This is a genomic window from Candidatus Methylarchaceae archaeon HK02M2 (assembly GCA_024256165.1).
Lineage (GTDB): Archaea > Thermoproteota > Nitrososphaeria > Nitrososphaerales > JACAEJ01 > HK02M2.
In genome coordinates this window covers 1-9,004 of sequence record JAKLZG010000077.1, presented here as the reverse complement: position 1 = coordinate 9,004, position 9,004 = coordinate 1, and the positions used below count along the sequence as shown (strand labels likewise).

The 9,004-nt window shown below is 37.5% G+C and carries 8 protein-coding genes; 2 read left to right on the top strand and 6 right to left on the bottom strand.

Annotation, left to right across the window (positions count from 1 at the left end):
- Together gatE and gatD are read right to left on the bottom strand one after the other, a co-directional pair.
- A partial coding sequence (gene gatE / locus L6N96_06260; GenBank protein ID MCP8323760.1) for a Glu-tRNA(Gln) amidotransferase subunit GatE occupies positions 1-721 on the bottom strand: 721 nt, incomplete at its 3' end.
- Positions 722-740: 19 nt separating this feature from the next.
- Positions 741-2,072 (bottom strand): Glu-tRNA(Gln) amidotransferase subunit GatD, encoded by a 1,332-nt coding sequence (gene gatD / locus L6N96_06255; GenBank protein ID MCP8323759.1) that lies wholly within the window; start codon positions 2,070-2,072, stop codon positions 741-743.
- 98 nt (positions 2,073-2,170) lie between these two features.
- On the opposite strand from gatD, the gene L6N96_06250 reads away from it, so the two are divergent.
- Both L6N96_06250 and L6N96_06245 read left to right on the top strand, forming a co-directional pair.
- Positions 2,171-2,416 carry a hypothetical protein gene (locus tag L6N96_06250; protein ID MCP8323758.1) on the top strand — a complete coding sequence of 82 codons (246 nt, stop codon included), beginning with the start codon at positions 2,171-2,173 and terminating at the stop codon, positions 2,414-2,416.
- A gap of 11 nt (positions 2,417-2,427) precedes the next feature.
- Complete coding sequence (locus tag L6N96_06245) at positions 2,428-2,667, top strand: hypothetical protein (GenBank protein ID MCP8323757.1); 240 nt, start codon at positions 2,428-2,430, stop codon at positions 2,665-2,667.
- Between the two features lie 4 nt (positions 2,668-2,671).
- On the opposite strand, the gene L6N96_06240 is transcribed toward L6N96_06245, so the two are convergent.
- From L6N96_06240 to L6N96_06225, 4 genes are all read right to left on the bottom strand, one after another.
- Positions 2,672-3,841, bottom strand: a complete 1,170-nt coding sequence (locus L6N96_06240; protein ID MCP8323756.1) for an MFS transporter — start codon at positions 3,839-3,841, stop codon at positions 2,672-2,674.
- Between the two features lie 76 nt (positions 3,842-3,917).
- Positions 3,918-5,534: a tRNA uridine(34) 5-carboxymethylaminomethyl modification radical SAM/GNAT enzyme Elp3 gene (locus L6N96_06235; GenBank protein MCP8323755.1), complete on the bottom strand. Its 1,617-nt coding sequence runs from the start codon at positions 5,532-5,534 to the stop codon at positions 3,918-3,920.
- A gap of 138 nt (positions 5,535-5,672) precedes the next feature.
- Entirely contained in the window at positions 5,673-6,557 is an 885-nt protein-coding gene (locus L6N96_06230; GenBank protein MCP8323754.1) for a hypothetical protein, read from the bottom strand.
- A gap of 181 nt (positions 6,558-6,738) precedes the next feature.
- The gene (locus L6N96_06225; protein MCP8323753.1) at positions 6,739-8,943 is read right to left on the bottom strand and encodes a right-handed parallel beta-helix repeat-containing protein; all 2,205 of its coding nucleotides are present in this window, start codon (positions 8,941-8,943) and stop codon (positions 6,739-6,741) included.
- Positions 8,944-9,004: the final 61 nt, after the last annotated feature.

The following is a 9,004-nucleotide window of genomic DNA, read 5'->3' as shown; positions in this document are numbered from 1 at the left end:
GAATTCCTTTAACTTCTACTACTGCTCCCTCTTTTATAGATACATTGATATCTTGTCTTATTGTGCCAAGACCTCTCGCTACTCTTTTAGTTGCTCTAAGAAGTCTGCCTAATGATAGAGCTATCTCTTGAACCTTGTGAGGTGATTCTTCTACAGGAGCTAGAGCTATCTCAACTAATGGCACACATAGCCTGTCTAACCAGTATTCGCGGAAATTTTTAGAATCTTTTGTCAACCTTGCAGCATCTTCCTCAAGGCATATCGTTTGGACATCTACTTCTCTAGCAATAGTTTTTAGCACACCTCCAAGGGCAACTATTATTGTTCTCTGAAAACCTGTTGTATTTGAGCCGTCTATCACTAACTTCCTCATTGTATGTAATTCATCTACTATTTTCGAGTTTAAAGCTAAAGCTACAATAAGGGCAGACTCCACAGCTTCCATATTCAAATCATGAGGAGGCTCCTCATCAGCCTCTACAAGGCAGGCACTCTCACGGTTCACTTGATACTTTATCATTCTGCCTTTCTTGAACTCGAACATGGCTGCTGGATCGACTTGACCCAACTCACTCTGTGTAGGTCTTAACCTTCTCTCAAATGAGAACTCAGATTTATCAGATTGAAACTTTTCGCATTGGCAAAAAAGTTTTCTTTTAGTTGCTAATTGCTGGTGTATTTCAAGCCCTACCTTCAAGCCTATTTCTTTATAATCGATCATATCTCCAACCTTTTTAGGATCACTTTATTGGTCTTCTTTGTAGATCGGACCTGTAACTGATTTCTCCGGCTATGTTCATTTTCATCAACTTCTTTGCCTCTTCAACACTGCTCGTATTGCCTAATACCCACATCATCTTTACAAGCGCTGTTTCAGGTAGCATATCATCAAGAGGTAATACACCCATGGACAGTAGATCACGACCAGTATCATATACGGTCATCCGCACCCTTCCCCAGATGCACTGGGACGTCATAGCTACAAGCACTCCTTTCTCTATAGCAGATTTTAATTGATTGTTACAGTATCTGCCGACATGACCTAGTCCAGTTCCCTCAATGATTATTCCTTTATAGCCACTACTGGTAAGGTAATTTATGATCTCGGGATCGAAGTCAGGATAGAACTTCATCAAAGCAACTCTTGTATCGAAATCTGGTTTACAATTAAAATCTTTAAAATCTCTTTTAGGAGGAAGACCATGCACAATTTCTTCTATATTATTACCTTTAACATATGCTACAGGAGAGATGTTAATAGATTCGAAAGCATCCCTACGGCTTGTGTGATTTTTCCTAACCTTTGTACCAATATGAACAGATAGGATATCATCACTCATGCCAGAATGCATGACAACGTAAACTCCAGAGAATTGTGCTTTAGAGGCTACAGAGACAGCACCCATTAAATTAAGGGCTGCGTCTGATGAAGGCCTATCAGAAGACCTTTGTGAACCTACTAACACAACGGGAATAGGGACTTTAGCAAGCGCAAAGCTAAGAGCCGCAGCTGTGTAGCCCATAGTATCTGTACCATGTGTTACAACTATTCCATTGAATCCAGACCTAATCTTCTCAGCAACTTTCAATGCTATCAACTTCCAATACTCAGCAGTCATGTTCTCACTAAATATGCTAGAGACAACTTCCGCATCTATTAGAGCATGTTGAGATAGCTCAGGTACAACTGAATATAGATCAGAGGCTGAGAGGGCAGGATGAACTGCTCCAGTTCTATAATCAACTCTGCTTGCTATAGTTCCACCTGTGCTTATTATAGCTACATTAGGCAAATTGGGGTTGATAGAAGGTTTAGGGGGTGATGAAAAATGTGGCTTTTCTCCTTCAGATAAGCGTTTGATAGTTTGGATATTTCTGACATCAATGCCAATATTATATCCATTAGATAGCTTTATCACGATGTGAAGATCGTCAGCATATTCGTACCTTGGCATCAATAATCCTTTATAGTCCTTCTTAGGAGTTATGACCTCTATCAAATCTCCAATAAAGATATTCGATTTTTTCAGTATCTCTAATGAAGAACCTTTGTAGCCAACCAGCTCGCCCATATCTTTAAAGGAAAAAAGTCATAAGAAATAAGTTTTTCAAATTAAATTTTCTTGATAAGACTTAAATATGAAACAAACCTATCGATAGGTTAAGAGAAATGGGGAAATTTAATAAAGAAAAATTCAAACAAATTATGTTGCCTATGGATGTTTATCAAGATCTGGCATCTCTTCGTAGAAAGAAGAATAATTCTCTAATTGAATCATTTGGTGAGTTGATAAAGAGAATTCTTGATGAATGGAGATATACTAAGATTATGTATGAGACTCCAATACTCTCAAAAGGTTTCCAATCTCCCACGATCTCAAAGTCTTATAATACTCCTAAATTAAAAAGGAGGTGAAAGAAGATATAATGTCTGAAGAGAAAGAGAAAGAGAAAGAAATCGGTAGCCTAAAGATAGGTGGATGTGAGTATTCAGTGATTGAGAAGGGTGAAGAAATAGAGCTTGTAGGTGTTAGCTGTGATACGAATAAGAATAAAATCAAAGGTGATAAGTTAATAGAAAAAATCTTCGGATCTAATCGTATTATATATACCCCACTTAAGATGAAAAAAGAAGTAGAGCCTAAGGAAGAAGAAGAGACTAAATAAAAAATCAATCAAAACGATTTCTTAAAACAAGAAATAAAACAACCGAAAATAAACTTATCACGCTACCATAAATAAAAGTTGCATTTGGAGCAACAAACTGCCATAAGAACCCTGCAATTAAACTCGCTGGTAGTGTTATCAGACCGATTGTCATATGGAAAGTTCCTAAAGCTGTTGCTCTAATTTCTTCTGATGTTAAATCAGAAACGTAAGCCCGTTGATTTCCATCAATAATTGCATAGACCATGCCATAAAGGACGAATAAGATGATGAGAGCTATTAATGAATCGAAGAATGCAAAACAAAGTGATGTTAATGAGAATAAAAGATATCCAAAAAGAATGACATTCCTCTTGCCAATTTTATCAGAAAGAATACCAAAAGGGACCGCAAGTGTAGCATAAGATGTATTGAATAAGACATATAGTAAAATAGGAACACCAACCGATTCTGTACCTATAAAAACCTCTTGTGCTTTAAGTATGAAGAACATATAACTGAAATTGGCAAGATAGAATACAGCCGTTACGAAGATGAATAACTTAAAAGAACTTGAAAATCTTTTTAGACTTATCTTCCAGTTTACATCATATATTTTCATTCTCCTCTCTTTTACAAAATTTAGTGGGATCAAAGAAACAAATGCAAAGATTGCTGCAGAGAATATAATTAAGTTAAATCCAAACTTTAAGAACCAAAATAAGATGAAGACAACTACCGACCCTAAGATGGCACCAGACGTATCAAGGGCTCTATGAATCCCAAAACCTTTTCCCTTCTCTTTAGGCATAGAGTCTGCAATTATAGCATCCCTTGGTGCATTTCTCAAACCCTTTCCAACTCTCTCAAAACCTGAGAAGATTAGTACATGTTGCCATATCATCGAAAAGGATAGCAGTAATTTGGAGACAGCAGAAGTTAAATAGCCAGAAGTTACAAAAATTTTTCTTTTTCCAATTTTATCAGACCAAAATCCAGAAAAAATGAAAAGAACACTTGTTATGCTGTCCCTCAACCCTCCTATCAAACCGATGATCAAACCACCTCCACCCAATGCTGTAATGAACATAGGTAATATCGGGTTTATCATTTCGCTACTAAAATCGTTCAGAAAACTTACAATTCCTAGTAAGAGTATATTTATGCTGATTCCTTTTGAATATCTGCTCTTCATTATCAATATCAGAATTTTTTTGGATTTGATACTATAAATCTAAAGGTTCTTGCCCAATGTTAATATTATATTTGGATTAGATGTTTTTTACCATATAAGCTCCTTCTGATTTATAGCCAAGCTTTCTATAGTACTCCTTCGTTCCTATAGCACTCATTACAACTAATTTCTTCGAACCGAATTCATCTTTAGCTATTCTCTCAGCCTCTTCCATCAACATGGCTCCGAACCCTTTATGTTGACAATCATATTCACTTCTTTTTCCTATCGGAATCATCTTTCCATAAACGTGTAATTCTCTTACTAAGCATGATCTTTTAGTTTTTATCTCATCTCTGTGTGCACTATCAGAAGGATGCCTTAGCCTTAAGAATCCTATCAAAGCATCTTTTCCGACATCCTCATAAGATAAGAAAACTTCAAACCCATTAGATGCTTCATAATCTTGCCTTAACAGTCTGATGTTTTCTGGCATAATGTCTATTCCATACTTCAACTTTTTGATTCCTACTTCACGACATCTGATACACTTACATTTATTCCCTATTTTTGATAACTCTTTTTGTACTAGCTCTCTTAAGTTACTTTTCTTGACTCCTGCTACTATCAGTCTTGCTGGGATGTCTCTTTGAATCCTCATTATCCTGACCCAACTTGGTACAATTGATTTGACCTTTGCCAACAGCTTTATCGTTGTTTCATCATCGTAAGGTAGGTACCTACCATCTAAGAACCATCTATAAAGTTCGGAAGATTCTACTAATAAAGTTGGGTAAATCTTCAACATATCTGGCTTGAATTCAGGGTCATTAAAAAGACGTTGGAAAGCATCGAAATCCTTATCTGGATTTGAGCCTGGTAGTCCTGGCATCATGTGGGCGACTATCTTGAAAGCAGAATCCTTCGCTATTCGAAATGCACTTACAACATCCTTCACATGATGTCCTCTTTTAACGATCTTGTAGATAATATCATCTGGGTTCTGGACCCCTATTTCAATCCTTGTAACTCCAAAATTTAACATAAGATCAACATGTTCCTCTTTACAGAAATCGGGTCTAGTCTCGATCGTCAGACCGACGTTTCTAATCTTTGAATGCTCAGCATTTCTCTTAGCCTCTGCAAGATTCTTAGATTCAGTATAGTTTAAAGCATCATAGCATCTTTTAATAAAGTCCTTCTGATAATCTTTCTGGAAGTTTAGGAAAGTTCCTCCCATTATTATTATCTCTGCTTTTTCTACATCGTGCCCAATTGCCCTTAGTTGATCGAGCCTTGCAGATACTTGTCTGAACGGATCGAAATCATTTTGAGTACCACGGAGGGCAGCCGGCTCTTGTCCCGTATAACTTTGTGGGGTTGAAAATTTGTGGCCTCCAGGACAATATATGCATGCACCGTGAGCACATGGATAAGGCTTTGTCATGACTGCTATTACTGCTATACCAGATGCTGTTCTTACTGGCTTTATTTTTAATATTTCTTTAAAGCTATTATGCTTTTCAGGTGACAGATGAGCTAAAATCATGGAGTTGCTGGGATATCTTTCCAGATGGTACTTCTGACAGACTACCCGCTTTAAATTATCTATTTCATCCTTTGTTACCTGACTGTGTGAAGTTAAAGTATTAGCTATCTCTGAACATGCAATACTAAGATCATCTTGATCTTTTTTGCGTTCACATAAACTCATCGTCTTCACTTGATAATATTAAAAAGTTTAATCATCAAAGTTATTTAAGAGATTTGATTTGATTTGATTTGATTTGATTTTTTCATACTGGACTCTAACGATTGTACTCATTTTTAATTACTTATCTAAATGACCTGACTAAAGCCCAGGAGGTTTTTTCCCTCTCCTCATGATTAAGATGGCAGAAATGGCTACTATTCCTATTACAACGATTGCTATTACCAATATGAGTTGCCAATCTAAAGGAGCGGGTGGTGACCCTGCATAAGTATAGTTGACCAACTCTTCCTCGGTTTCTATCAACCCATATCCATCATAAGTTATTATCTTGACGAAGTAGCCTACATCTGAAGAGTAATAATACTCCGAATAACCATTTGTATCTGTATAATTTATGAGGAAAGCTTCAAAGGTCCCTGCTGGCACCGTTACATTCTCGATTCTAACATTGTACTCTCTAAAGATTTCATTGGTTTCTTCAGTTTCTGGAGGCTCTATCCCATCAAAGACTGTCTTCTGCTTTACGGTTTCTGTTGTATTTACTGTCCAGACCTTACCATCACTTATAGGAAAATTGAGTTCATTGAGAGGAGGATCATAGGTTGAATTTGTCTTTTCAGTGATCATGTATGTTGTTTCTCCACCAAATTCAGTCTCCTCAGTTTCTTCCAATTTCATCTCTACGATGGTTAGATCGGACTTTTGTAGATAGATCTCACCTTCAACGGTAAATCTCACCGTTATTCCCATTTCCGAAGATTCACCACTTCCTTCCAACTCTATTACATAGCAATCGTAATCATTTCCGAATACTTCAACAGTCGCTTCTCTTACGATACTTTTGGTTAAACTTCTGGTCATCATCAACCTCTTATCGTCAACGCTGTACTCCCAACTATCTCCGATTGAATAGCTGGGCTTCTCTGATTGATTTACTTCTGAATAAACTATGGATGACGCTTGGAGGGTTATAAAGAATATTAGGGAAAGGGCCAAGATCTTACAATTCAACTTCTTAATCATTTGAATCGCATTGGATAATATTTACATATACTTAAAGAATTTGTTGAATCTGTGAATAAAGACAGATTGTATTAGGGATTTAAGATCTTACTCTTTTAAGAAACTTATGATCAGAAATAAAGTAAAATGATATCTTCTTATTGTTAGAATATATAAAAAAATAAAGGGGGGGTTGGTTAGATTACGGAATTACTGATACTAACCACGGAGAGTAATCTACAAGTTCTGATACTTCGTCGCCGATTCCTGGACCAAATCCGAATGTAGCTGGATCACCTGGGCCACTTATGTCGCCCCACCAGTTGTTCTCTGCATCAATAATATTTTCGCCACCATATTGTACTCCGTATTCTACATTCTCGAATATGTTGTTGTAGTTGATTATCGGAACATCGGCACCAGCGCTTACATATATACCGTCATCGAAATTCCTTATGATGTAGTTCCTGTTATTGTAGGTGCCACCTATTGTAACGTTGCAGTCACCATTATTGCCACCTATTATGACGATACCATCCTCGTTATATGCAATGTAGTTTCCTATTATCGTTGGGTCTGAATCTGTGCATTCGATGCCATTTTCGTTACCCATTATTGTATTGTCGCTTATGGTGACGAGATTATCATCATCACTGCAAGAATCCCATAAGTCTATGCCATTTTTGTTACCAGATAGCGATCCAGTATAACCTATTATGTTATGGTTTATGAGGCCTGAGCTGTAGTCCCATTCGATGCCGTGTTCTTGATTGAAGTATATCTCGTTGTACTGTATGGTCATATCTTCACAGTCATTTACAACTACGCCGCGGTCTTCTGAACCTATTATGGTGTTATGCTCGATTATTACATCATCAGAGTCGTCCACTCTGACATTAGTGTCTACGTTGTATGCTACGGTATTGTATGCGATCCTCGCTCCGTCGCATTCATCTAGTTCAATTCCCGGACGGGTTTCTTCAGATTCGTCATATTGATACATTACAGTATTATGAAGTATCTGTGGGCTCTCGACGTCATCTAGATGTATTCCTTCATGACCATTATACAAGATCGTGTTCCACTCAATAACTACTGGAGAATCGAAGTTTTCTACTTCTATACCCTCCTCTTCATTACCGGTTATGACGTTACCCTTGATGAGCAGATCTTCGCCATATACATCTACATAATAGGGAGAATCTAAGTAATATCCTCCATCTATGTTTATACCTTCCTCATCAGCACTTCCTGTTATCTTGTTGAAGATTATCTTCACATCTGAGACTTCGTCCAGATCTATATTTTCGCCATTATTATCGATTATTGAGTTATATGCTATCAGTATATTTTCCACCATGAAGTCAACATCGAATTCGTCTGTTCCATCGATCTCTATGCCTTCATCTTCATTACCCATTATCTCGTTGTAGGTTATGACGATGTTCTTTGTATCGTCGATCTCTATGCCTTCTTCATTGTTTCCCATTATCTTGTTTTGACTGATGGTAAGGCTCAATATTACTGTTGTATCGTCTTCACCATCACCATCTGTATCTACTTCCGGCCAATCATCGTCTCCATCATATTCTATTCCTTGGTTATCGTTTGCCAGTATCTTGTTGTTTATTACCGATGCTACCGGGCAAGAACCAAACCAACGATCGTTATAAAAACTATCGTCGAAATCTATCCCATCTTCCTCATTTCCAGCTATCAGGTTGGATGCTATGCTAACGCCGTTCACAAATTCAAGTTCAATACCGTCGCCCGTCTCCTCGTCACCGTTCCCAATTATCTTGTTTCCCTTTATCACTATGTTGTGCAGATCGTTTACTTCAGGAAGATAGCAGCCCTCGCCTTCATCCCACATCAAATAGTAATTATTTCCATCAATGCCATCATCTTCATTATGGGTTATCATATTCTCAAGTATGATTATGTTTGTTGAATCATTGAAATCTACCCCATCATAGTTCTGAATTATCGAGTTCTCCTTTATCACGATCTCGCCCTCGTCACAGTCATCCATGTCTATTCCATCATCACTATTTTGCACTATTATGTTGTTGTAGACGAATCCGGTTGCATCATCTTCGAAGTGCAGACCGTTCTCTCCATTAGTGATTGTGCACCTTTCTATATACAGGTAAGCACCCACGATATCTAAATCATCACCGTCTAGATCTATTACAGCACCTCGACCGTATATCGTTGTATCACCCGTTATCGTGACTCCGCCTGTGTATAGAATTGTAGGATCAAGGTAGTAGATACCACCCGTACCTCCACCGACTGCATCCGACAGTGCCTCAGTAGGCTCAGCTATGGCTGGCAATGGTATCACAAGAAGCAAAGGCAACATTAGAAGCATTGCAATTGTAACCGTTGCGATCATTTTTTTCATTTTTGTTCGTCATAGGTTATACATATTAATTTATAAAGCTATTCTTATTAGAAATGTTCTA

Excerpts from the sequence above, each read along its gene's own strand:
- L6N96_06230 (MCP8323754.1), bottom strand. The coding sequence starts at position 6,557 with ATGATTAAGAAGTTGAATTGTAAGATCTTGGCCCTTTCCCTAATATTC.
- L6N96_06250 (MCP8323758.1), top strand. The coding sequence starts at position 2,171 with ATGGGGAAATTTAATAAAGAAAAATTCAAACAAATTATGTTGCCTATG.
- L6N96_06235 (MCP8323755.1), bottom strand. The coding sequence starts at position 5,534 with ATGAGTTTATGTGAACGCAAAAAAGATCAAGATGATCTTAGTATTGCA.
- L6N96_06240 (MCP8323756.1), bottom strand. The coding sequence starts at position 3,841 with ATGAAGAGCAGATATTCAAAAGGAATCAGCATAAATATACTCTTACTA.
- L6N96_06225 (MCP8323753.1), bottom strand. The coding sequence starts at position 8,943 with ATGAAAAAAATGATCGCAACGGTTACAATTGCAATGCTTCTAATGTTG.
- gatD (MCP8323759.1), bottom strand. The coding sequence starts at position 2,072 with ATGGGCGAGCTGGTTGGCTACAAAGGTTCTTCATTAGAGATACTGAAA.
- L6N96_06245 (MCP8323757.1), top strand. The coding sequence starts at position 2,428 with ATGTCTGAAGAGAAAGAGAAAGAGAAAGAAATCGGTAGCCTAAAGATA.